The organism is Pseudomonas phytophila, from assembly GCF_025643095.1.
GTDB classification, from domain to species: Bacteria; Pseudomonadota; Gammaproteobacteria; order Pseudomonadales; family Pseudomonadaceae; genus Aquipseudomonas; species Aquipseudomonas quasicaspiana.
In genome coordinates, this window is the sequence record NZ_CP081201.1 from 2,192,331 (window position 1) to 2,215,338 (window position 23,008).

Here is a 23,008-nt window from a genome sequence, read left to right on the forward strand (position 1 = left end):
CCAGCGTCCGCCCAGTGGCAAGCCCCTCCTCGGTGCTGGGATGGGTGTATTTCATTGGCATATCAACTCCTTACATCTGGTATTGCACTTGCTCCTTGATACCGCCTACGCTTCCCTCCGCTTGATGGGAAAATTTTCAAACAGGATTGGAAATATGGACGGTAAACTAACTCTTTCAATGCGTCGCTTCATACCGCTTCAAGCACTCGTCTTGTTGCTGACCACGCCGCTAGCGGCTCATGCCGACGTCACCGAAGAAGAGGCTACGGCGAACTGCCTTAAAATCAGTGAGTACTCCGCCGAAGGTGGAAAATTTTACAAGCTCAAGGAATACGCCAAGGCCCGCGAACAGTACGAGTATCAGGCTGGCTGGTCCGAGAGTTGTCAGCTAGACGACGATAAAGTCGCGATCGCCTACAACAACGTGGCGCTCACTTACATCCACGAAGGCAATTATCTGAAAGCCCGTGCATGGTTGAGCATTCTGCCCAACGATAAAAAATCGATGTTCAACCTTGGCAAAATCAGTGGTGAGATAAAGAACTCGCTGGCCAAGCTATCGGGTAAGCCGGAAGGCCGGTATTGGAGCTATGCCGGGGCGTCGTTATGGAACAGCATGACCATCAAGCCCCAAGGTCAAAAATACAATGTTGATTTTGAGGGTTATTACGCTGGCTTGATGGCGATGTATTACGGCCCGAATCTCGGTGTCTTTTCAGCCGTAGTTGAATTCAATAATGGCAAGGCTCACTACGCAATGAGTGGCGACGATGGCGACTGTGAATACGACTTCGATATTAAAAAGGATGTTCTCGAGGTAAAACGCACAGCGGGTGAGTCGTGTGGATTTGGTCATAATGTCGGGGCTGAAGGGGATTATCAGCGAGTCGAGTTCTGAAGAATCAAGGGAGGGCGTCTCAAGAGTTCTGCTAGGCAGTCATCGCCAAGTGATGCTAGATGTCATGGTTATGCGGCATGATGCCCCAACTTCAATTTAATAATTGTGTTGCACACAGATCCTGCAACCGCCCTCTCTTATAGTCAAAGCCTGAACTCCTTCCATTGATATTAACCCAGTGCGGTATGAGACCCATACAATGCGTCATACAAAAGGTTCGCTGATCGATCGCAGAACAAAAAATATCAGAGCCGTACAGGTCCTTCTGGGCCACACCAAGCTGGAAAGAACCTGTAGGTATCTTGGCATCGAAGTGGGCGACGCACTTGAGATGGCCGAGGAAACTGAGATGTGACTAGGCAACGGCTACGGGGCAATTACCCCGCCGCGTTCGGCCATAAGCTGCAATTTATGCTCACGAAATCAATGAGCCCCGATAGTGACCTGCCGTGACGATGCTGAGCGATGAATCAGGGAGCTGAGCTGTCTGGATGAGAATGTTATCGACCTAATCAAGACGGTCAAAGTTCTGGCCGATGTCATCCACAGTCTTCCCTGCGATAGAGGGTAGGGAGGAGAGGAGGGGGCACGACGGTGCTGATGTAAAGCTAGCTAACGGGGAAAATATCCTAATATATCCTGTTGACTATAAATTATAGTTAGTCGGATGTATTAGGTATAAACCGTCTGAGGCAGACCTGTGTAACGTATTTCAAACCGTTCCGCTTGCTCCCTGTGTTCAAGATTTTCCAATAATTATTTGTAATCCTTCCGAGGTGTTTTATACAGCACATGAGAAGGTTCGTTATTGAAAATTTTAATGGTGGCTTGAATCAGTCGTTTCATGACCCTGGCTCGGCCTGTTTCAGAGCCGGCGGGGAGAATTATGAGTGTCTTTTCAACTTCATATTTGAAATTTTTGTGCCGATAACGCTGGCCTGGAAACGCCTCAACTTTTAAAAAATGGTCAACTATAGATACAGTGTGACGCTTGCCATTTCACCTCCTTTCGCAAGTGGAAATCAACAATAAAGGGCGGTCTCAGCATGCTCGAATCTATCGAGCGAATGCGACCTTCCAGTTCTCTGGGATCGCTGTCCCGTTTCTTTGGGCATTTGTTGTCCAAACCCTTCCGACTGTAACTCATACAGTTAACGCCGGGTTGGCCTTGGATTGTCGGCCCACCAAGCAGCGCATCTAGCGGTGCGCGATAGCCTTGAGATGGTTTTGCAAAATCTACATCAGCTCGGAATTTCGGGAGTAGCTGGCGATGATATCCATGGCACGGGGCCGTTGCCAATATTGACTTAAGGGGGGGAAGAGGAAGAGTCCTGAGCCCGGTCATTATTCGAAAGCATCAAAACCCAAATTCTCACTTCGCGGTGCTGCGCCCCCGTGCGCTCCGAGCGCAGGCTTGTAAGAGCCGCCATCTGTTGCTTGGGAGCTTATTTAATTTCAGTTGAAATGAAAAAAATCTCAATCCTAGTGAAAAGCCATGTTTATTCGATAACAGGCTTTTGTCTGGCCTGAAGCAGCCCCTAAGCCAGCTGCACGTTTAAATCATCAACTTGTCACTTAGAGTCATTGGGCGCATCGTCAAATGGTCGGCCATGAGGTGCGTCATGGTGGACATGGTTTATCCAGGCTTTATGTATTGAGTGCTTCTTGCTGGACCTGGTCAGCACACAAGCCGCTTCCTTCCAGCGACTGCTAGATGCGAGTCAGCAGGTGTGCCAAGTCACGGTAATGCCTGGCCAGATAAAAGTCAGGTCGTCCGACGTAAACCGAGAAGTCGGTGTCTAGTCCATAACCCACTACCTTCGTGCCTGCTGCCAAACCGGCCTGTACGCCGGCATGGCTGTCCTCCACCAATAGGCAGTTCTCAGGCGGTAAATCCAGGAAATCACAACCTGCGAGAATTAGCCCAGGCTCTGGTTTCCAGGATCCAACGTCGTAGGCACTGATGAGACGGCCTTCGAACCAGGGATATAAACCAGCCGCCTTGAGCGTCGTCTCTATTTTAGAGGGGGGGCCATTGGAAGTAACGCAACCAGGAAGTTTCAACGCCTTGACGAAGTCCACAGCGCCCGGCATTGCATTCAGCCCAGCCTGGAACATGTGAAGACTTGCCTCGCGAAACGATTGAACAAATCTGTCTACATTGAGACCGGGCGCTTGCGTTTTGATGTCAGCCATGAACAACTCAAACTGCACGCCTCGATAGCGATCCAGCACTTCGGCCACAGAAAGCTGGATATTGTGCTCTGACAGCATTTGATGCAGCAGCGTCGCTGCGACGCGTTCGCTGTCGACGAGAGTCCCGTCGTTATCAAAAATGATGCCTTTTACGCTCATTGCTGTTCTTCCCTCAAATGCGATTTTTTGACGATAACAGTGCGTCTGGATGCTTTGTGTGATTGCTGCATTGTCGACGAAATCAGATTACCAAAGGGGAGTATTTGTCGGATGCCCACCGTTACTATACCGCTGCGGAGCGCGACTAAAACGTCGGTGTAGAGAATCCTGCGCACCAAGGCATACCCTCATACCCAGCGATAGTCGTTTCTGGCTGCCGTTCGACAGCAACCGCAAGATGATGACGGACCCACCCTGTGGGACCGAATTTATTCGGGAAGAGGCCAGCACATCCGCCACATTTTTATGGTCAGGAATGCCGCCTTCCCGGATGAAGTGGAGCGCCACCCCGGCCGTCCCACTAGCTGTCTGTTTTGCTGCGCGACAGCGTGGTATCAGGGATGCCGGGGGCGGATCCTACAGCAATGCATTCCACTTGAGAGGAATGTGTTTTGTCGATATCAGGCTTTGGCTTGCCGAGACAGTCCAAAAAGCCAGCTGCACGTTTAAATCATCAACTTGTCACTTAAGGTCATTGAGCGCGTCGCGAAGCTCGTCTTTACTGTTGCGCAATGAACAGGCCGCGAAGGCCTGAATAATTGACGGCTGCCTCAGGCGGTCGCATCCCGTGACAGTTCGATGGAGTTTCTATGGTCGCCGCTCATTACCCGCACCTGCTGGCCCCGCTGGACCTGGGCTTTACCACCTTGCGCAACCGCACCCTGATGGGCTCGATGCACACCGGCCTGGAAGAGAAGCCGGGCGGTTTTGAACGCATGGCGGCGTATTTTGCCGAGCGGGCGACGGGAGGTGTCGGGCTGATGGTCACGGGTGGTATTGCGCCCAATGAAGAAGGCGGCGTTTACACCGGCGCGGCCAAGCTGACCACGATTGAAGAGGCAGAGCAGCATCGCGTGGTGACTCAGGCGGTGCATGCTGCGGGTGGCAAGATTTGTCTGCAAATCCTTCATGCCGGACGTTATGCCTACAGCAAGAATCAGGTTGCCCCGAGCGCCATTCAGGCGCCGATCAATCCTTTCAAACCTCGCGAGCTGGACGAAGCGGGGATCGAAAAGCAGATCGTCGATTTCGTCACCTGCTCGACGCTGGCCCAAAGCGCCGGGTACGACGGCGTGGAGGTGATGGGTTCCGAAGGCTACTTCATCAACCAGTTCCTGGCGGCCCACACCAATCACCGAACGGATCGCTGGGGCGGCAGCTACGAAAATCGCATGCGTTTGCCGGTGGAGATCGTTCGCCGGGTTCGCGAAGCCGTGGGGGCCGAGTTCATTATTATCTTCCGCCTGTCGATGCTGGATCTCGTGGAAGGCGGCAGCACCTGGGAAGAGATCGTGCAATTGGCTCAAGCCATTGAGCAGGCCGGTGCGACGATTATTAACACCGGTATCGGCTGGCACGAAGCGCGGATTCCGACCATCGCAACCAAAGTGCCGCGCGCTGCGTTCAGCAAAGTCACGGCCAAGTTGCGCGGCTCGGTGGGCATTCCTTTGATCACCACCAACCGCATCAATACGCCGGAAATCGCCGAGCAGATTCTCAGCGAAGGCGATGCCGACATGGTCTCCATGGCGCGGCCTTTTCTGGCGGATCCGGAATTCGTCAACAAGGCAGCGGCGGGGCGCGCCGATGAAATCAACACCTGCATTGGCTGCAATCAAGCCTGTCTGGACCATACTTTTGGCGGCAAGTTGACCAGTTGTCTGGTCAACCCGCGTGCCTGCCATGAGACCGAACTGAATTACATCCCGACCCGCCAGAGCAAGAAAATCGCCGTGATTGGTGCCGGTCCTGCGGGCCTTGCGGCATCCACAGTGGCTGCTGAACGTGGGCATCACGTCACCCTGTTTGATTCAGCCGCTGAAATCGGCGGTCAGTTCAACATCGCCAAGCGTGTACCGGGCAAAGAGGAGTTCTACGAAACCCTGCGTTACTTCGCGCGCAAGTTGCAAACCACGGGCGTAGAAGTGCGGCTCAATACCCGTGTTGCCGTTGAGGATTTGCTGGGCGCCGGTTTTGACGAGGTAATCCTGGCCACCGGTATTGCGCCGCGCACGCCAGCGATTCCGGGTATCGATCATCCGAAGGTGCTGAGCTATCTGGATGTGATCCTGCAACGTAAACCGGTCGGGCAGAGCGTTGCGGTTATCGGCGCAGGCGGTATCGGTTTCGACGTTTCGGAGTTTCTAGTGCATCAGGGCATTTCCACCAGTATGGATCGCACTGCTTTCTGGAAAGAGTGGGGCATCGACACCGCCCTTGAAGCCCGCGGAGGCGTGGCGGGGATCAAGCCGGAGCTGCACACCCCGGCGCGGCAGGTGTTTCTGTTGCAGCGCAAGGCTTCGAAGGTCGGCGACGGTCTTGGCAAGACCACTGGCTGGATTCACCGTACCGGTTTGAAGAACAAACAGGTGCAGATGCTCAACAGCGTCGAATACCTGCGCATCGACGACGCCGGTCTGCACATTCGTATCGGTGAAGGCGAGGAGAAGGTTTTGCCGGTGGACAACATCGTGATCTGCGCCGGACAGGATCCGTTGCGCGAACTGTATGACGGGCTGGTTGAAGCCGGGCAATCCGTGCACCTGATCGGCGGCGCGGATGTCGCGGCCGAGCTGGATGCCAAGCGGGCGATTGATCAGGGTTCGAGGTTGGCGGCGGGGTTGTAGAGTTTTCCTGGGGTTTATGCTTAATCAGTTAAATCGCAGCCAATGCTAAACTCCCGCCCTTCATCCTGCGGTCCCTTCCTTGTGTCCATCGCCCCGATTCACTGGCAACCCAGCGCTCCTCTCCAGCGGCTAAACCTGCCTTGGCTCGCCAGTGCAGGTGTCGAGGTTGCGGTCCTGCGCCTGGATCTTATCGATCCGCTGATCAGTGGCAACAAGTGGTTCAAGCTCGCTCATCACCTTGCGGCAGCCAGCGAGGTGAATGCGAAAGGCGTTATCAGTCTGGGCGGCGCGCATTCCAACCATCTGCATGCGTTGGCAGCAGCGGGCAAGCGGTTTGGCTTTGCCACGGTCGGATTGTTGCGCGGTCACGCCGTTGAGACGCCCACCACGGTCGATCTACAGGCGTTCGGCATGCACCTGCACTGGCTTGGCTATGGCGGTTATCGCGCACGCCATGAGCCGGACTTCTGGCCTTCGTGGCTGACGCAACACCCTGATTTCTACCCGATCCCGGAAGGCGGCGGAGGTTTGCCCGGCGCGCTTGGCTGCGCCGGCTTGCTGGAGATGGCGCACGAACAACTGAGCGAACTGGGCTGGAGTGATTATCACGGCTGGTGGCTGGCTGCAGGAACGGGCACCACGCTAGCTGGACTAGTGTTGGCCGAGGACGGCGCGCATCCGGTGTACGGCGCCATGGCGGTGCCGGATGATCATGGGGTTGAACAGAATGTCGCGGCAATTCTGGCCCATCGCAAAACCGGTAGGAGCGAACTTGTTCGCGAAGCGTCTAGCCTGACACACCGCCTCGCGAACAAGTTCGCTCCTACCGATGACTACATCCTCATCAGCGCCTCCCGTGGCGGCTTCGCCAAAACCGATCCGCACCTGCTGGATTTCATCGTCAGTAGCGAATCCCAAAGCGGCATCCCCCTCGAACCGCTGTACACCGGAAAGGCGCTGTTGGCCCTCCACGATGAGGTGGTCGCCGGGCGTTTCCCGGTCGGCACGCGGCTGATCTTCATCCACACCGGCGGCCTGCAGGGACGACGGGCAATGGGCTTGTAATCGTTGATCCAAAGCCTCTGGCATGAATCATGCGCGATCGAATAGCAATGGGGTCGGTCCTGAATACGCGGATGACACTTTTGGAGTGAGCCGTCGCAGTGACTGTCCCGATAATCGATAGCTTCCTGATGAAATGTCGAGGTCCAGCATGACAAGCGCCGCTACAGAGCAAGTCAGCCCCAAAACGCTGAGAAAAGTGATTGTCGCCGCCGCCATCGGCAACTTCGTCGAATGGTTCGACTTCGCCGTTTATGGCTTTCTCGCCACGGCTATCGCCCAACAGTTCTTCCCCAGTGGCGACGCCAGTGCAGCGCTGCTGAAGACTTTCGCGGTATTCGCGGTGGCCTTCGCTTTTAGGCCTCTGGGCGGAATTTTCTTCGGCATGCTCGGCGACCGGATTGGTCGCAAACGCACGCTGGCAATGACCATTCTGCTGATGGCCGCAGCCACGACCTTGATTGGTCTATTGCCCACCTACGCGGCGATTGGCGTGATGGCGCCGATTCTGCTGACGCTCATTCGTTGCGCGCAGGGCTTTTCAGCGGGCGGTGAATACGCAGGCGCATGCGCTTATCTCATGGAGCATGCGCCCAGCGACAAGCGAGCCTGGTACGGCAGTTTTGTCCCGGTCTCGACCTTTTCTGCATTCGCCGCAGCGGCTGTAGTCGCTTATGCCCTTGAGGCTTCACTGTCACCGGAAGCCATGGGCAGTTGGGGCTGGCGCTTGCCGTTCCTGATTGCTGCGCCGCTGGGTCTGGTCGGTTTGTATCTGCGCTGGAAACTGGATGAAACTCCGGCATTTCAGGCGGTGGCGCAGGAGCATGACGTCGCCCATTCGCCCCTCAAGGAAACCCTGCGTAACCACGGAGCGGCGATTTGCTGCCTGGGTGCATTCGTGTCGCTGACGGCCTTGTCGTTCTATATGTTCACCACCTACTTCGCGACTTACCTGCAAGTAGCGGGTGGTCTGAGTCGTGCGACGGCGTTGCTGGTGTCGTTGATTGCATTGCTCTTTGCCGCAGCGATTTGCCCGTTGGCCGGGTTGTACTCCGACAAGGTCGGGCGCCGCGTGACGGTCATGACCGCGTGCGCGCTGTTGATCGTGGTGGTATTCCCGTCATTCTTGATGGCCAGTTCCGGCTCGTTCGTGGCGTCCATCGTCGGCGTGATGCTGCTGGCGGTCGGCGCGGTACTGTGTGGCGTGGTCACGGCCGCGCTGCTCTCGGAAACCTTTCCGACCCGTACGCGCTACACCGCTTCGGCGATCACTTACAACATGGCTTACACCATCTTCGGCGGCACCGCGCCGTTGATGGCGACCTGGCTGATCACCACTACGGGCAGCAATTTGTCCCCGGCGTTTTACCTGATTGCCGTGGCATTGCTGGCATTGGCGGGTGGCCTGGCGCTGCCGGAGACCTCGCGGATATCGCTGCATGATGTGCCGACGGGGCAGAGGGGCGAGCCGGGTGTGGCAGCGACTCAAGTCTAGATTTGCAATGCAATCCTGTGGGAGCCGGGCTTGCCCGCGATACATGAGACGCGAACAGAAGCCACACCGCGTTATCGTTTATCGTCGGAATGCCGCCCAGACCAAGCCCGGCTCCCACAAAAGCCTGCATATCAGTGACAACCCTCTGTCATCTGCGCAACAAAATGTAGCGGCCATGCCCCAAAAAATGGCACATTGGCGGGCCTTGTGCCGCTGACATATCTTGCAATAACCGGGTCGTGGCACATCCAATAGCTTCGCGGATGAACTCCATGGACGTAAGCAACGCCTCCACCAGCGCAATTCCTGCTGCAACTCCTCCGAACACCAGCACCAGCAGCCCGCTGGTCATGCGCATCATCGGTGCTGTGGCACTGGCGCATCTGGTCAACGACTTGATTCAGGCGGTGCTGCCGTCGATCTACCCGCTGCTCAAGGAAAGCTACGGCCTGACCTTTACGCAGATCGGCCTGATTACCCTGACGTTCCAGATCACTGCCTCGCTGTTGCAACCTTGGGTGGGTTATTACACCGACCGCCATCCCAATCCGCTGGTATTGCCAGTCGGTTCGCTGTGCACCTTGATCGGTATTCTGATGCTGGCCGTGGTGGGCAGTTTTCCAATGATTCTGCTGGCCTCGGCCCTGATCGGTATTGGCTCTTCTACCTTTCACCCGGAAGCTTCACGCATTGCGCGGCTGGCGTCGGGTGGACGGTTTGGACTGGCGCAGTCGACCTTTCAGGTGGGCGGCAACACCGGCTCAGCGTTTGGCCCGTTGCTGGCCGCAGCGATCATCATTCCGTTCGGTCAGGGGTATGTGGCCTGGTTCGGGCTGGTCGCGCTGTTTTCTGTGGGACTGCTATACGGCATCAGCCGCTGGTACCGCGCGCACTTGAATCTGTTCAAGCTCAAGCAAGGTCAGGCCGCGAGTCATGGTCTGTCCAAAGGACGCGTCACTGGCGCGCTGGTCGTCCTGGCGTTTCTGATCTTCTCCAAGTTCTTCTACATGTCGAGCATCACCAGTTACTTCACCTTCTACCTGATCGAGAAGTTCGACCTGTCGGTGGCTAATTCCCAGCTGTATCTGTTCCTTTTCCTTGGAGCGGTGGCTGCGGGCACGTTCTTCGGTGGGCCGATTGGCGACCGGATTGGCCGTAAAGCGGTGATCTGGTTTTCGATTCTCGGTGCTGCGCCGTTTACCCTCGCGCTGCCTTATGCCGATCTGTTCTGGACCAGCGTGCTGAGCGTGATCATCGGTTTCATTCTGGCGTCGGCGTTTTCCGCCATTGTGGTGTATGCCCAAGAGCTGGTGCCGGGTAACGTCGGCATGATCGCCGGGATCTTCTTCGGCCTGATGTTCGGCTTTGGCGGGATTGGTGCGGCCTTGCTGGGTTATCTGGCTGACAGCCACGGCATTCTGTTCGTCTATAACCTGTGTTCCTATCTGCCGCTTCTGGGGATCCTGGCGATTCTGCTGCCGCGCACTAAAAAAGCCGCTTGAGATTCAGGCGGGCGACGCGGGCAACGTGATGGTTTGAGTCATGTTGCTTGTGTCACCCAGCCGTGGCCAGATGTCCGAAACGAGGAAAACCCGTTCGGCTTCCTCCCATTCGCCGCTGCCGTTTTCCACCAGCCTTACCAAAAGTTGCGCCGGAGCCAGCGGGTCCAGTTGAGTCAGCCAGTCCTGCAGTTGTGAATCTTTCCAGGCTTCGGCGTAATGGGCCGGGGCCAGCCAGGCGTGACGAGGCAATAACTGCCAGCGACCTTCCGGCCGTTGCGCGGTAAATGCGTGCCAATCCTTCTGATGCAGCCAACTGCCGCGCAAGTGCTGGTGATGGACGCCTTGCGGAGAGTCTGTCTGGCCGGGCCACGGGTAAAGTAGATAGCCCCCAAGCCACAGTTGCGCGTCAAACGTATCGATGCCCAGCGCTGCGAGCAGTTCGCGGCTTTCCGGGCGGGCGGAAATCGGCAGTTGATGTTGGCTCAGGTGGGCAAGTTTGAGGTCAAGCCGGTCATGGCAACCAGGCCCCAGCCATTGCGCAGGGTCACTGCCGTCACCTTGCTGCGGTCCGAGATAGAGCTTTATCGCCAATTCCACGTGGTGCACGCCTTCGGCATCGCGCAGCAGCATGTCCAGCTCACCCAGGGTTTGGCCGCCCAGGCGAATCGGCAGGTTCGCGGCGATCATCTCGACACCAGGAGCCTGAGCTACTGCAAATTGCCATAAACGCTCGTAATACAGGCCCAGCCGACGGGTTGCGCCCAGTGCCAGCCAGTGGAGCAGGGCGCTGCTGTCCTGGTCCAGCCTGAGTAGAAAGTCTGCCAATAGTTGAGGTGTTTGCACCCAGTCGCTGGCAGTCAAAGGATGACGCTGCGGCCACGGCGTTTCGCTCAGCATCGGCGGCGCCAGAATCACCCAGGCCAGGTCCCGCACTTGCGGCGTGCGTAACTGGCGGGGCAGGTGGGTGAGGCTGTGGAATAGAGTCATGGTCGCAGGATAGCGTTAACTGGCAACCATCGGTCAAAGTAGGAGCTGCCGAAGGCTGCGATCGGCCGGGAACCGGACGTTTAATCAGACCTGTGGAAGGTCATTCCGACCTTTTCGCAGCCTTCGGCAGCTCCTACAGGTTGAACATCCGGGAACGATCAATTGCCGCTACCCCGGCCTTTCGCCCATAATCGCTGTCTTTAAGCCGCATCGAACCCCGCAGGAGCCCCATGGAGCAGTTTCGTAATATCGGCATCATCGGCCGCCTGGGCAGTGTTCAGGTGCTCGATACCGTGCGCCGACTCAAGAGATTCCTGCTGGAAAGGCACCTGCACGTCATTCTGGAAGACACCATTGCCGAAGTATTGCCAGGCCACAACCTGCAAACTTCATCGCGCAAGATGCTCGGCGAAGTCTGCGACCTGGTGATCGTGGTGGGTGGTGACGGCAGCCTGCTGGGCGCGGCCCGTGCGCTGGCCAAGCACAACACGCCGGTGCTGGGCATCAACCGTGGCAGCCTGGGCTTCCTCACCGATATTCGCCCCGACGAACTGGAAATCAAAGTCGCCGAAGTGCTCGACGGCCATTATCTGGTGGAAAATCGCTTCCTGCTACAGGCCGAAGTCCGCCGCCACGGCGAAGCCATCGGTCAGGGCGACGCGCTCAACGATGTGGTGCTGCACCCCGGCAAGTCGACGCGGATGATCGAGTTCGAGATCTACATCGATGGTCAGTTCGTCTGCAGCCAGAAGGCCGACGGCCTGATCGTCGCCACGCCTACCGGTTCGACCGCGTATGCGCTTTCCGCTGGCGGGCCAATCATGCATCCCAAGCTGGATGCGATCGTGATTGTGCCGATGTACCCGCACACCTTGTCAGGACGGCCCATCGTAGTGGATGGGAACAGTGAGCTGAAAATCGTGGTCTCAAAGGACATGACGATTTATCCGCAAGTCTCCTGCGACGGCCAGAACCATTTCACCTGCGCGCCGGGTGACACCGTCACGGTCAGCAAGAAGCCGCAGAAACTGCGCCTGATCCACCCACTTGATCACAACTATTACGAAGTCTGTCGCACCAAGCTGGGCTGGGGTAGCCGGCTTGGTGGTGGAGGCGACTGATGTTCGATCCCGCGCGTAGCTACGATTTGATCGGTGACGTGCATGGCTGTGCCCACACGCTGGAGAAACTGCTCAGCGTGCTGGGTTATCGCTTTCAGGCGGGTGTGTGGCGACATCCTGAGCGCATCGCGTTATTCCTCGGCGACATCATTGATCGCGGCCCGCTGATTCGCGAGTCGCTGCACATCGTGCGCGATATGGTGAAGGCGGGGCACGCGCTGTGCATCATGGGCAACCACGAGTTCAATGCGCTAGGCTGGCACACACCGGCCCCGCCGGAGAGCGGCAAGCAGTTCGTTCGTGAACACTCGCTTCGTCATAGCAAGCTTATGGGCGAGACCCTGGCCCAGTTCGAGCAATACCCGGACGAGTGGAAGGAATTTGTCGACTGGTTCTACGAGCTGCCGCTGTTCATGGATGCCGGACGTTTCCGCGTGGTACATGCCTGTTGGGACGCCAGCCTGATCACACCGTTGATCACGATGCATGGCGGTGGCTGCATCAATCAGGAGTTTGTCCAGGCCTCGGCGGTGCAAGGCAGCTTTGCCTGCGCAGTGTTTGACCGTTTGTTGCGCGGCACTGACATGCGCTTGCCCCATGGCATTACGCTGACCGGCGGCGATGGCCTGACCCGTGAGTTTTTCCGCACCAAGTTCTGGGAAGACGACCCGCAAACCTACGGCGACGTGGTGTTTCAGCCGGACGCGCTGCCCGAAGGTGTGGCCAAGACGCCACTCTCTACGACTGAAAAGAACGCCTTGCTGCGCTATGGCGCTGACGAGCCGATGCTGTTCGTCGGGCATTACTGGCGCAGCGGTATTCCCGCGCCGATCCGGCCTAACCTGGCCTGCCTCGATTACAGCGCCGTGCTCTACGGCAAACTGGTCGCTTATCGGCTGGACCAGGAAACCTGCATCGATCCGGACAAGTTTGTCTGGGTTGATGTTGAACGTCCCGAGGCTGTTTGATGAGTCCTGTTGCTGTACTGCGTCTGCCATTGACCACCGACCTGAGTGGTTTTATCAGCCTGTTGAATCGTCTGCGCGTGCCACATCGGGTCAGCGAAGAAGCGGGAGAGCAAGTCCTCTGGGTGCCGGACACGCCGCAACTTGCGGACGATATCCGGGCGCTTTATCAGCAATACCCCGACGGCGATGAGCACTATCAACTGCCGCCGGGTGAGCAGAGCACCCCTGCGCCGCGTCCCGGCTTTGTTCAGCAACTGCGCGACAGTCCGGTCACCACGCTGGTGCTGCTGGCATGTTTGATAGTCGGTGGCATCACGCTGTTGGGGGAAAACCTCGACGCAGTGCGCTGGCTGACCTTTCTCGATTTCCGCGTACAGGGTGAATACGCGACCTTCCTGCCGCTGGGCGACAGCATTGCAGCTGGCCAGTGGTGGCGGATCGTTACACCGATGCTGATTCACTTCGGCATCCTTCATTTGGCCATGAACGCCATGTGGTATTGGGAGTTGGGCCGCCGTATCGAGTGGCGCCAGGGCAGTTTGCATCTGCTGGGTCTGACCCTGCTGTTCAGCGCTGTTTCCAACACTGTTCAATACCAGTTCGGCGGCCCCAGCCTGTTTGGCGGGTTGTCCGGCGTGCTGTATGGGCTGTTGGGTCACTGCTGGATCTTTCAATTGCTCGCACCCAACCCCATCTATCGTTTACCGCGCGGTGTGCTGGTGATGATGCTGGTCTGGTTGGTGCTGTGTCTTTCAGGGCTGGTCGGCATGCTGGGCTTTGGCGAAATCGCCAACGGTGCCCATGTCGGCGGGCTGATCATCGGTTGCGTCACGGGTCTGATTGGCGGGTTGATTGCCCGGGTCAGGACCTGATGTTGAATGCTGTTTAATGAAGAGTCAGGAGTGCGCTATGTCCTCTTTTGCCGAAATGATTGAAAACATCACCCCGGATATCTACGAAAGCCTGAAGCTGGCGGTAGAAATCGGGAAGTGGTCCGATGGCCGCAAGCTGACTCAGGAACAGCGCGAGTTGTCCTTGCAGGCGTTGATTGCCTGGGAAGTGCAGAACCTGCCGGAAGACCAGCGCATCGGCTACATGGGCCCGCAGGAATGTGCGTCCAAGTCCACGACTGTGCCGAATATCCTGTTCAAGTCGGATGCCATCCATTGATTGAGATTGGTCGCGGAGCAGTCAACAAAATGTCGGCGCGGCTTAATGCCTCGCAGGTTGAATATGCGTTTCGTCTGGGCGATACCGAGATTCCGGTCAATCCGCTGATTGGCAAAACGGTGCGTCTGGAGTTCCTCGGTGCGATCCATTGCAGCCATTGCGGGCGCAAGACAAAGTCCAGTTATAGCCAGGGTTATTGCTACCCGTGCATGCTCAAGCTGGCGCAGTGCGACATCTGCATCATGAGCCCGGAAAAATGCCACCACGAGCACGGCACCTGTCGCGATCCAGCGTGGGGCGAGCAGTTCTGCATGACCGATCACGTGGTCTATCTGGCCAACTCGTCGGGCGTCAAAGTCGGCATTACCCGTGCCACCCAGTTGCCGACCCGCTGGCTGGATCAGGGGGCCAGTCAGGCCCTGCCTATCATGCGCGTTGCGACCCGCCAGCAGTCCGGTTTTGTCGAGGACTTGCTGCGCAGTCAGGTTGCCGACCGCACCAATTGGCGCGCGCTGCTCAAGGGCGATGCGCAGCCCGTGGATCTGGCCGCGATTCGCCAGCAGTTGTTTGAAAGCTGCGCTGAAGGGCTGGCCGGATTGCAAGAACGATTCGGCTTGCAGGCCATCCAAATGCTGCATGACGTCGAACCGATCGAGATTCGCTACCCCGTCGAGGCGTACCCGACCAAGATCGTCAGCTTCAATCTGGACAAGAACCCGATCGCCGAAGGCACTTTGTTGGGCATCAAGGGCCAGTACCTGATCTTCGATACCGGCGTGATCAATATTCGTAAATACACGGCTTATCAGCTCGCCGTGCATCAGTAAGAGGACTCATCATGCGCACCGAACAACCGCAAATGATCTACCTGAAGGATTATCAGGCTCCCGAGTACCTCATCGACGAAACGCACCTGACGTTCGAGCTGTTCGATGACCATTCGCTGGTTCACGCGCAACTGGTCATGCGCCGCAATCCCGAGCGCGGTGCGGGCCTGCCGCCGCTGGTGCTGGACGGTCAGTTGCTGGAACTGCTGTCGGTCAAGCTGGGCGACGTCGAGCTGAGCGCTGCTGATTACCAGTTGACCCCGGACCACCTGACGCTGCACCCCACGGCCGAGTCATTCACGGTCGATACCAGCGTGCGCATCCACCCGGAAACCAACACCGCACTGGAAGGCCTGTACAAATCCAGCGGCATGTTCTGCACCCAGTGCGAGGCCGAAGGCTTCCGCAAGATCACCTATTACCTCGACCGCCCGGACGTGATGAGCAAGTTCACCACGACCCTGAGCGCCGACAAGCACAATTTCCCGGTATTGCTCTCAAACGGCAACCCGATTGCCAGCGGCCCGGAAGATGACGGCCGGCACTGGGCGACCTGGGAAGACCCGTTCATGAAGCCGGCGTATCTGTTTGCGCTGGTGGCCGGTGATCTGTGGTGCGTCGAAGACAAGTTCACCACCGTGAGCGAGCGCGAAGTAACCCTGCGCATTTACGTCGAGCCGGAAAACATCGACAAATGCCAGCACGCCATGACCAGCCTGAAGAAGTCCATGCGCTGGGATGAAGAAGCGTACGGCCGTGAATACGACCTGGACATCTTCATGATTGTCGCCGTGAACGACTTCAACATGGGTGCCATGGAGAACAAGGGCCTCAACATCTTCAACTCCAGCGCTGTGCTGGCCCGCGCCGAAACTGCCACCGATGCCGCGCACCAGCGGGTCGAGGCCATTGTTGCCCACGAATACTTCCACAACTGGTCGGGCAACCGCGTGACCTGTCGTGACTGGTTTCAGCTGTCGTTGAAAGAAGGCTTCACGGTTTACCGTGATTCAGGGTTCTCCGCAGACATGAACTCGGCCACGGTCAAGCGTATTCAGGACGTGGCCTATCTGCGTACCCACCAGTTCGCCGAAGATGCCGGCCCGATGGCTCACGCCGTGCGCCCGGACAGCTTTATCGAGATTTCCAACTTCTACACCCTGACCGTGTACGAGAAAGGCTCGGAAGTCGTGGGCATGCTTCACACCTTGCTCGGTGCACAAGGTTTCCGCAAAGGCAGTGATCTGTACTTCGAGCGCCATGACGGCCAGGCCGTGACCTGCGATGACTTCATCAAGGCCATGGAAGATGCCAATGGCGTCGATCTGACCCAGTTCAAACGTTGGTACAGCCAGGCCGGTACGCCGCGTCTGGCGGTCAGCGAGTCTTATGACAGTGCAGCGAAAACCTACAGTCTGACTTTCCGCCAGAGCTGCCCGACCACACCGGGTCAGCCGGGCGAAAGCAAACAACCTTTCGTGATCCCGGTGGAGCTGGGCTTGCTGGACAAGCAGGGCGGCGAAATCCCGTTGCGTCTGCAAGGCGAAGACGCTGCCGCTGGCAACACGCGAGTGATTTCTGTCACCGAAGCCGAGCAGACCTTCACCTTTGTAGACATCGCTGAACAGCCGCTGCCCTCGTTGCTGCGCGGTTTCTCGGCACCGGTGAAACTCAGCTTCCCGTACAACCGCGACCAACTGATGTTCCTCATGCAGCATGACAGCGACGGCTTCAACCGCTGGGATGCAGGTCAGCAACTGTCGGTACAGGTGCTGCAGGAATTGATCGGCCAGCATCAGAAAGGCCAGCCGCTGGTTCTCGATCAGCGTTTGATTACCGCATTGGGCACCGTTCTGGCGGATACCTCGCTGGATCAGGCCATGATTGCCGAAATGCTTTCGTTGCCGGGTGAAGCCTATCTGACCGAAATCAGTGAAGTGGCCGACGTGGATGCTATCCACGCTGCCCGCGAGTTTGTGCGCAAGCAGCTTGCAGACAGCCTGTTCGACGGTTTGTGGGCGCGCTACACGGCCAACCGCAAGGTGTCGAAAGCCACTGAGTACGTCGCTGAAGCCGAGCATTTCGCCCGCCGCGCACTGCAAAACATCGCCTTGTCGTATCTCATGCTCAGCCAGAAACCGGAGGTGCTGGCTGCAACCATCGAGCAGTTCGACACCAGTGACAACATGACCGAGCGCTTGACAGCCCTTGCCGTGCTCGTCAACTCGCCGTTCACCGCCGAGAAAGACAAGGCGCTGGCAGTGTTTGCCGAGAACTTCAAAGACAACCCGCTGGTCATGGATCAGTGGTTCAGCGTTCAGGCAGGCAGCCCGCTGCCGGGTGGTCTGGAGCGGGTCAAGACGTTAATGCAACACCCTGCATTCAACATCAAAAACCCGAACAAAGTCCGTGCCCTGATCGGTGCGTTTGCTGGCCAGAACCTGATCAACTTCCACGCAGCGGATGGGTCCGGCTACCGTTTCCTGGCAGATCTGGTCATCCAGCTAAACGGCTTCAATCCGCAGATCGCTTCGCGTCAATTGGCGCCCCTGACCCGCTGGCGCAAATACGACAGCAAGCGTCAGGCCCTGATGAAGGACGAACTGGTGCGCATCCGTGATTCGGGTGAGCTGTCCAGCGACGTGTTCGAAGTGGTGAGCAAAAGCCTCGCCGAATAGCGAAGACTGTTGATCCAAGGGCCTCCCGCGCAAGCGGCAGGCCCTTTTTTATGGAGCTAATTCGGTCCCACCGGATCGCGGTGACCTGGGGCTGGGTGAAAAACCTGTGGGAGCGAATTCATTCGCGAAGGGGCCGTACATTCACAGCATCTGCGTCGTCAGGAATGCCGCCTTCCCGGATGAATCCGATCCCACTGGATCAGCGTACGTAGGGTATTTCCAGCGCTCTACGTGGACCTTTCACACACTCAGCCAAGGATTCGGCTGGCAGAGACGTCCTGCAAACTCGCCCATCCTTTCGACCCCGTGTTGCGTTGCCCTTGGGCTGTACGCGCGCGTCATCTCGCAAAGGTAGGGATTATGTTGATAAACGGACGGAAAGCGTTGGTTTTACTGGGGCTGGTTGCAGTCGGGCAAGAGGTATTGGCCGATGCTCAGATCACCAACGAGCAGAAACTGCGTCTTGGCAGCATCGAACTCAATCTGGGAGTCGGATTGCTGAACGGCAAATCTCAGGAGAAGGTCTACGATCTCGGCCAGAAACTCAGTGAGCTGAATTGGGACATCAAGCAGGTCCCCACCTTGCATCTGGGGTTCGCCTACAATCCTCTGAACTGGCTGACCCTCGATGTGCGTGGCTGGACGCGCATGAATGCGGGCAATAGCCATATGACGGATCACGACTGGCGTGATGGCGAGGCGGCAGGCTGGACCCATTTTTCGGATCACCCTGATACCCGGCTCAACAAAGCATGGCAAGCCGAGGTTTCGGCGACAGCCTGGACCCTCAAGCGTGAAGACCTGGCTTTCGGTGTTATGGCGGGCTATCAGCGCAGTCAGTTTGATTGGCAGGCTCGGGGTGGCAGTTACGTCTATTCCAGCGAGGGTAATTTCCGTGATCTAACCGGAGATATTCCTGCTGATGTAAAAGGCATTACTTACCGGCAGACCTATGCCACGCCATTTCTCGGTCTTGTGGGTCTCTACAACCATCAGAACTGGACCCTTGAAGGTCGCTTCAAATACAGCCAGTGGGTCAAGCCCAGGGATTTCGATACCCATCACTTGCGTAATCTGACGTTCGACGGTAATCACGGTAACAAAGGCCGCATGCAAAGTCTGGCACTGGCGCTGTCGTACAACTTCAATCCGCAGTTCTCGGTGAAGGCGGGCATTGATCATCAGGTCTACAAGGAAGCCCTTGGCAGTGCGTTTATCAAGGACCATACAGAGGGAGAAAGCGGGCGCACCCCGGCGAACTCCAGCTCGCAGGCCAACAGAACAACCGTGTCCAGCCTGGCTGTGGCTTATCAGTTCTAATCTTGGCAGACCGTAGCGTCGAACCCTGCCTACACTGGCTGAAGCCGGTCCCACGTCATCATTGATTCCTGTGGGAGCCGAGCTTGCTCGCGATAAGAACGCCGCAGATATCAGACGCTATCGCGTCCAGCCTTATCGCGAGCAAGCTCCGCTCCCACAGGTCACGCGACTGGTTTTCGGACTGCATCACCCCAACTGATAACCCACCAATCACGCAAGAGGCTTCGACCAAAGATACCCCTATGTCGATTGTCATGAGTTTCCAAAGCTGGATAGGATAGGTCTGCTTCCAGAAGCCCAAGGCTAGAGCGCTTGGTCTCGGCTAACCTAATAAAAATAAAATGGAAAAGGGGACGCTTCATGAGTGAGCCTGTAAATCGGCGCACGCAGTCCGGTGGGCATTCGGCCTTCGGACGGCCACCGGCATTCTGGACGGGCAAACCTAGGGTGAAAGTGTGCTCATTGCTGGCAGCGTTCACCTTGTCGAGTGTTGTCACGTTATCGATGGCGGCCACTGAAAGCGCGCCTGAAAAGGCTGACCCAGCTCAAACCACGCTGTACTCCATCGAATCCGCACGCGCCTCTCGCAGTCTGCTGTTGGACGTCGCTCATGCCGGTGCGCGTCTGGTCGTGGTGGGCGAGCGCGGACATATTCTGTATTCAGACGATCAGGGCAAGACCTGGACCCAGGCCAGGGTGCCGACCCGTCAGCTACTGACTTCGGTGTATTTCGTCGATGACAAACACGGTTGGGCCGTCGGCCACGATGCACAGATTCTTGCCAGCAACGATGGGGGCGCCAATTGGGTCAAGCAATTCGAAGACCTGTCCCGTGAAGCACCGTTGCTGGATGTCTGGTTCAAGGACGCGTCAACCGGTTTTGCAGTAGGCGCCTACGGCATGTTGCTGACTACGCTGGATGGCGGCCAACACTGGGAGGACGTCAGTGACCGCCTCGACAATGAAGACCAGTACCACCTCAATGGCATTACCCATGTTGCCGACAGCGGCTTGTTCGTGGTGGGCGAGGCGGGGGCGATGTTCCGTTCCCGTGACGAAGGTGAATCCTGGGAAAAGCTTGAAGGACCGTACCAGGGATCACTGTTCGGCGCGATGGGGACCGGTCAGCCCGGCACGCTGCTGGTTTACGGGTTGCGCGGCAATCTCTATCGCTCCACCGATTTTGGCGATACCTGGGAGCCCATCGAACTGAAAGCTGCACGCGGGCCACTGGAATTCGGGCTGGCCAACGCCACCTTGCTAAACGACGGTTCGCTGGTGCTGGTGGGGAACGGCGGCAGCGTGATGCGCAGCACCGACAATGGCCTGAGCTTTCAGGTGTTCAACCGTCCCGACCGGATTTCGCTGTCCGGGGTGACGGCCGATGCGCAGGGCAATCTGATTCTGGTTGGACAGGGAGGCGTACGCGTCACCTCGCCGACGGGCGCCGAGTCCAGCCAGCAATAAGAACAATCAGAACAATCAGGGCGGGGAAATTCCGGGATGAGTAATCTGCACGACACTCAGCAGCACAGCGACGATAAGGCAACGTTCCTTGAACGTTTGATCTTCAATAATCGGCCGGCAGTGATTGTCATCTGCCTGCTGGTCAGCATCCTGTTGTTCTGGCAGGCGACTCTGGTTAGGCCATCGACCAGTTTTGAAAAAATGATTCCGCTGGATCACCCCTTCGTCCAGAACATGATGAAGCACCGTAACGATCTGGCCAATCTGGGCAACACCGTGCGGATTTCGGTCGAAGCGCTGGATGGCGACATATTTTCCAGGCAATACATGGAGACCCTGCGGGAAATCAACGACGAGGTGTTCTACATTCCCGGTGTTGACCGTTCAGGCCTGAAGTCCCTGTGGAGCCCCAGCGTGCGCTGGACGGAAGTGACGGAGGAGGGCTTTGCCGGTGGTGAGGTCATTCCGCAGAGCTACGACGGTTCCGACGATAGCCTCGATCAGTTACGTAACAATGTGCTCAAGTCCGGGCAGGTCGGGCGTCTGGTGGCCAACGACTTCAAGTCGAGCATCGTTGATGTGCCGCTGATGGAGTCTTATCCGGACCCTGAGGATCAGGGCAAACTGCTCAAGCTGGACTACCAGCAGTTTTCCCACCAGCTCGAAGAAAAGATCCGCGACAAATACCAGGCTCAGAACCCCAACATCAAGATTCATATCGTCGGCTTTGCCAAAAAAGTCGGTGACTTGATCGATGGTCTGGTGATGGTTGTGCTGTTTTTTGGTGTCGCGTTTGTCATCACGCTGGTGTTGCTGATCTGGTTCACGCGCTGTATTCGCAGCACCGTTGCCGTATTGAGTACGACGCTGATTGCGGTGGTCTGGCAACTGGGTTTGATGCATGTGGTGGGGTTCGGTCTGGACCCGTATTCGATGCTGGTGCCGTTTCTGATCTTCGCCATCGGTATTTCCCACGGGGTGCAGAAAATCAACGGCATTGCGCTGCAATCCAGTGACGCCGAGAATGCCCTGACCGCAGCGCGGCGCACGTTCCGTCAATTGTTCCTGCCGGGCATGATCGCGATTCTGGCGGACGCGGTTGGTTTTATCACGTTGCTGATCATCGACATCGGAGTGATCCGCGAGCTGGCCATCGGCGCATCGATTGGTGTGGCGGTCATCGTGTTCACCAACCTGATTCTGTTGCCGGTCGCCATTTCCTACGCGGGTATCAGTAAGAGGGCAGTGAGCCGCAGCAAGCAAGATGCCGTCTCCGAACATCCGTTCTGGCGTTTGCTGTCAGGCTTTGCCAGCGCCAAAGTCGCTCCGGTGTCCATCGTGCTGGCGCTGCTGGCCTTCGGTGGTGGACTTTGGTACAGCCAGAATCTGAAGATCGGCGACCTCGATCAGGGGGCGCCGGAACTGCGTCCCGACTCGCGCTACAACCAGGACAACAGCTTCATCATCAACCACTACTCCACTAGCTCCGATGTGCTGGTGGTGATGGTCAAGACGCCTCGCGAAGGTTGCTCGGCTTACCCGACCATGTCCGCCATCAACGAACTGACCTGGAAGATGGAGAACACGCCGGGCGTGCAGTCGGCAATATCACTGGTCACAGTCTCCAAACAGGTCATCAAGGGCATGAACGAGGGCAACCTGAAATGGGAAGCCCTGTCGCGCAACAAAGACGTACTCAACAGCTCCATTGCCCGGGCCGATGGCCTGTACAACAACGATTGCTCACTGGCGCCGTTATTGGTTTTTCTTAACGACCACAAGGCCGAAACCCTGGATCGTGCCGTGCATGCTGTGCAGGAATTCGCCGCCGAAAACAATCGTGAAGGCCTGGAATTCCTGCTGGCAGCAGGCAACGCCGGGATCGAAGCAGCCACCAACGAGGTGATCAAGCGCTCCGAGTTGACCATCCTGATTCTGGTCTACATCTGTGTGGCGGCCATGTGCATGATCACCTTCCGCTCGTGGGCGGCGACGCTGTGCATCGTCTTGCCGCTGGTGCTGACCTCGGTGCTGGGTAACGCGCTCATGGCGTTCATGGGCATCGGCGTCAAGGTCGCGACCTTGCCGGTAGTGGCGCTGGGGGTGGGGATCGGTGTCGATTACGGCATCTACATCTATAGCCGTCTGGAAAGCTTCCTGCGGGCAGGCCTGCCGTTGCAGGAAGCGTATTACGAAACCCTGAAGTCCACCGGTAAAGCAGTGCTGTTCACCGGGTTGTGTCTGGCGATTGGCGTGTGCACCTGGATCTTCTCGGCGATCAAGTTCCAGGCCGACATGGGCCTGATGCTGACCTTCATGTTGCTGTGGAACATGTTCGGCGCACTGTGGCTGCTGCCAGCACTGGCGCGGTTCCTGATCAAACCGGAGAAAATGGCCGGCAAGGTGGGGAATTCTTTGTTTTCACATTAGTGGAGTAGGACCTGTGGGAGCCGGGCTTGCCCGCGATACAT

Annotated in this window: 16 protein-coding genes and 1 pseudogene; 15 read left to right on the forward strand and 2 right to left on the reverse strand. The window is 57.4% G+C overall.

Annotated elements, in window-relative coordinates; all coding sequences use genetic code 11:
- Positions 1-154: 154 nt before the first annotated feature.
- The gene (locus K3169_RS09820; protein WP_231677456.1) at positions 155-898 is read left to right on the forward strand and encodes a tetratricopeptide repeat protein; all 744 of its coding nucleotides are present in this window, start codon (positions 155-157) and stop codon (positions 896-898) included.
- A 181-nt stretch (positions 899-1,079) separates the two neighbouring features.
- Positions 1,080-1,253 (forward strand): annotated as a pseudogene (locus K3169_RS09825) (integrase); the annotation flags it as partial.
- 1,355 nt (positions 1,254-2,608) lie between these two features.
- Here the strand turns inward: K3169_RS09825 and K3169_RS09830 are convergent.
- Positions 2,609-3,253, reverse strand: coding sequence for an HAD-IA family hydrolase (locus K3169_RS09830; protein WP_122397810.1), 645 nt, complete (start codon positions 3,251-3,253; stop codon positions 2,609-2,611).
- A 650-nt stretch (positions 3,254-3,903) separates the two neighbouring features.
- On the opposite strand from K3169_RS09830, the gene K3169_RS09835 reads away from it, so the two are divergent.
- The 4 genes from K3169_RS09835 to K3169_RS09850 all read left to right on the forward strand — a co-directional run bounded on the left by K3169_RS09835 (position 3,904) and on the right by K3169_RS09850 (position 9,999).
- Complete coding sequence (locus K3169_RS09835; protein ID WP_263271253.1) at positions 3,904-5,940, forward strand: NADPH-dependent 2,4-dienoyl-CoA reductase; 2,037 nt, start codon at positions 3,904-3,906, stop codon at positions 5,938-5,940.
- 42 nt (positions 5,941-5,982) lie between these two features.
- On the forward strand, positions 5,983-7,005 hold the full coding sequence (locus tag K3169_RS09840) for a 1-aminocyclopropane-1-carboxylate deaminase/D-cysteine desulfhydrase (RefSeq protein WP_231677459.1): 1,023 nt from the start codon (positions 5,983-5,985) through the stop codon (positions 7,003-7,005).
- 148 nt (positions 7,006-7,153) lie between these two features.
- Positions 7,154-8,497, forward strand: coding sequence for an MFS transporter (locus tag K3169_RS09845; protein WP_263271254.1), 1,344 nt, complete (start codon positions 7,154-7,156; stop codon positions 8,495-8,497).
- 272 nt (positions 8,498-8,769) lie between these two features.
- On the forward strand, positions 8,770-9,999 hold the full coding sequence (locus tag K3169_RS09850; RefSeq protein WP_231677460.1) for an MFS transporter: 1,230 nt from the start codon (positions 8,770-8,772) through the stop codon (positions 9,997-9,999).
- A gap of 3 nt (positions 10,000-10,002) precedes the next feature.
- Here K3169_RS09850 and K3169_RS09855 read toward each other — a convergent pair whose 3' ends face one another.
- The gene (locus K3169_RS09855) at positions 10,003-10,986 is read right to left on the reverse strand and encodes a DUF1853 family protein (protein WP_231677461.1); all 984 of its coding nucleotides are present in this window, start codon (positions 10,984-10,986) and stop codon (positions 10,003-10,005) included.
- 230 nt (positions 10,987-11,216) lie between these two features.
- Between K3169_RS09855 and K3169_RS09860 the strand changes: the two genes are divergently transcribed.
- The 9 genes from K3169_RS09860 to K3169_RS09900 all read left to right on the forward strand — a co-directional run bounded on the left by K3169_RS09860 (position 11,217) and on the right by K3169_RS09900 (position 22,967).
- Positions 11,217-12,107, forward strand: coding sequence for an NAD(+) kinase (locus K3169_RS09860; RefSeq protein WP_027902006.1), 891 nt, complete (start codon positions 11,217-11,219; stop codon positions 12,105-12,107).
- Entirely contained in the window at positions 12,107-13,075 is a 969-nt protein-coding gene (locus tag K3169_RS09865) for a metallophosphoesterase (protein ID WP_122703598.1), read from the forward strand. The genes K3169_RS09860 and K3169_RS09865 overlap by 1 nt, the downstream gene beginning before the upstream one ends.
- Positions 13,075-13,947, forward strand: coding sequence for a rhomboid family intramembrane serine protease (locus K3169_RS09870; protein WP_231667191.1), 873 nt, complete (start codon positions 13,075-13,077; stop codon positions 13,945-13,947). Before K3169_RS09865 ends, K3169_RS09870 begins: the two co-directional genes overlap by 1 nt.
- Positions 13,948-13,984: 37 nt before the next feature.
- Positions 13,985-14,245: a YeaC family protein gene (locus tag K3169_RS09875; protein WP_027902009.1), complete on the forward strand. Its 261-nt coding sequence runs from the start codon at positions 13,985-13,987 to the stop codon at positions 14,243-14,245.
- The gene (locus K3169_RS09880) at positions 14,242-15,072 is read left to right on the forward strand and encodes a DUF2797 domain-containing protein (RefSeq protein ID WP_027902010.1); all 831 of its coding nucleotides are present in this window, start codon (positions 14,242-14,244) and stop codon (positions 15,070-15,072) included. The genes K3169_RS09875 and K3169_RS09880 overlap by 4 nt, the downstream gene beginning before the upstream one ends.
- An 11-nt stretch (positions 15,073-15,083) precedes the next feature.
- Positions 15,084-17,750 (forward strand): aminopeptidase N, encoded by a 2,667-nt coding sequence (gene pepN, locus K3169_RS09885; RefSeq protein WP_263271261.1) that lies wholly within the window; start codon positions 15,084-15,086, stop codon positions 17,748-17,750.
- A 360-nt stretch (positions 17,751-18,110) separates the two neighbouring features.
- Entirely contained in the window at positions 18,111-19,070 is a 960-nt protein-coding gene (locus K3169_RS09890) for an omptin family outer membrane protease (protein WP_263271263.1), read from the forward strand.
- Between the two features lie 360 nt (positions 19,071-19,430).
- Entirely contained in the window at positions 19,431-20,537 is a 1,107-nt protein-coding gene (locus K3169_RS09895) for a WD40/YVTN/BNR-like repeat-containing protein (protein ID WP_263271265.1), read from the forward strand.
- Between the two features lie 45 nt (positions 20,538-20,582).
- Positions 20,583-22,967, forward strand: a complete 2,385-nt coding sequence (locus tag K3169_RS09900; RefSeq protein WP_406643964.1) for an RND family transporter — start codon at positions 20,583-20,585, stop codon at positions 22,965-22,967.
- The last annotated feature ends 41 nt before the right edge of the window (positions 22,968-23,008 follow it).

Bases quoted from the DNA above. Each gene is read 5' to 3' on its own strand.
- K3169_RS09860 (WP_027902006.1), top strand. From the start codon at position 11,217: ATGGAGCAGTTTCGTAATATCGGCATCATCGGCCGCCTGGGCAGTGTT.
- K3169_RS09865 (WP_122703598.1), top strand. From the start codon at position 12,107: ATGTTCGATCCCGCGCGTAGCTACGATTTGATCGGTGACGTGCATGGC.
- K3169_RS09840 (WP_231677459.1), top strand. From the start codon at position 5,983: ATGCTAAACTCCCGCCCTTCATCCTGCGGTCCCTTCCTTGTGTCCATC.
- K3169_RS09870 (WP_231667191.1), top strand. From the start codon at position 13,075: ATGAGTCCTGTTGCTGTACTGCGTCTGCCATTGACCACCGACCTGAGT.
- K3169_RS09895 (WP_263271265.1), top strand. From the start codon at position 19,431: ATGAGTGAGCCTGTAAATCGGCGCACGCAGTCCGGTGGGCATTCGGCC.
- pepN (WP_263271261.1), top strand. From the start codon at position 15,084: ATGCGCACCGAACAACCGCAAATGATCTACCTGAAGGATTATCAGGCT.
- K3169_RS09855 (WP_231677461.1), bottom strand. From the start codon at position 10,986: ATGACTCTATTCCACAGCCTCACCCACCTGCCCCGCCAGTTACGCACG.
- K3169_RS09845 (WP_263271254.1), top strand. From the start codon at position 7,154: ATGACAAGCGCCGCTACAGAGCAAGTCAGCCCCAAAACGCTGAGAAAA.
- K3169_RS09820 (WP_231677456.1), top strand. From the start codon at position 155: ATGGACGGTAAACTAACTCTTTCAATGCGTCGCTTCATACCGCTTCAA.
- K3169_RS09890 (WP_263271263.1), top strand. From the start codon at position 18,111: ATGTTGATAAACGGACGGAAAGCGTTGGTTTTACTGGGGCTGGTTGCA.
- K3169_RS09830 (WP_122397810.1), bottom strand. From the start codon at position 3,253: ATGAGCGTAAAAGGCATCATTTTTGATAACGACGGGACTCTCGTCGAC.
- K3169_RS09875 (WP_027902009.1), top strand. From the start codon at position 13,985: ATGTCCTCTTTTGCCGAAATGATTGAAAACATCACCCCGGATATCTAC.
- K3169_RS09835 (WP_263271253.1), top strand. From the start codon at position 3,904: ATGGTCGCCGCTCATTACCCGCACCTGCTGGCCCCGCTGGACCTGGGC.
- K3169_RS09850 (WP_231677460.1), top strand. From the start codon at position 8,770: ATGGACGTAAGCAACGCCTCCACCAGCGCAATTCCTGCTGCAACTCCT.